Raw genomic sequence first — 874 nt, forward strand, 5'->3', positions numbered from 1 at the left:
TAACGTGATTGTGTATGGTTAGTTGCGTGGTTAAGCAACTAAGTTAGCAAACTTTTACGAACCCGTGAATATTCCGCAGGAATATTCGCAAGTAGGCAAGAACAAAGCAATTAATTATACACGGTGTTAGGCACAGTATTTTAATATTTTTTCTTTTCCGATATTTTTAAATTCGTCAAGGAAATTAAATAATCACAAGCATCATAAAAACTCCCTTTACTTGGTGACCAAACACTTACAGCTCTGTAATCAGATTGATTAACACCTTCCATAATCCATTCAGAACCATCAGTTCCAATAGAGCTACGACCTAAATCCATATTCCAAAAATCCGCTTTTCCGATAAGTTGGATAAATTCAGTCCATTCTTTTTCGGTTAGTATTTTCAGTCGTTCAATTTCTATTTCTCCTGGTTCATATCCACCAGAACCATTTAGCACTTTCCAATACAGAATATATCTGTCATTTCTTTTTTCAAATCTAAAAGCCATTGGTTTGTCAAAAGTCCTTATCCAAGTAAAACGATAAATTTCTTTGTCAATTTTTCTATTAAACAACAAAGGTTCTTTCATTGCGTGAAGATGTTTTGAATACCAACCCACAACAAATTCGTCATAAGTTCCTTCTATAGTTTTTGTTTTAATTGTATAGCTTGAGTCATTTTCCTTAATCCAATCAGTACTAACTTCAGGAAACATTTATTTCGGAAAGTAAGGTTGTTTTAAATCAGTCGGAACATTTAAACTATCAACTTTGATTGTCGAGTCGACAAATTTTTCAATCGATTGACTAAATCCGATTTGGGTCAGAAATAATGTCAAAATTCCAATTGAAAATAATTGTCTCAAAGTTTTGTTCATATTGTGCCTAACGT

1 protein-coding gene is annotated in these 874 nt (G+C 32.6%); it reads right to left on the reverse strand.

Features of this window, described 5'->3' with window-relative positions:
• Positions 1-140: 140 nt before the first annotated feature.
• Complete coding sequence (locus tag HM981_RS17380; protein ID WP_179340067.1) at positions 141-698, reverse strand: hypothetical protein; 558 nt, start codon at positions 696-698, stop codon at positions 141-143.
• Between the last annotated feature and the right edge of the window lie 176 nt (positions 699-874).

This window comes from Winogradskyella ludwigii (assembly GCF_013403985.1).
GTDB classification, from domain to species: domain Bacteria; phylum Bacteroidota; class Bacteroidia; order Flavobacteriales; family Flavobacteriaceae; genus Winogradskyella; species Winogradskyella ludwigii.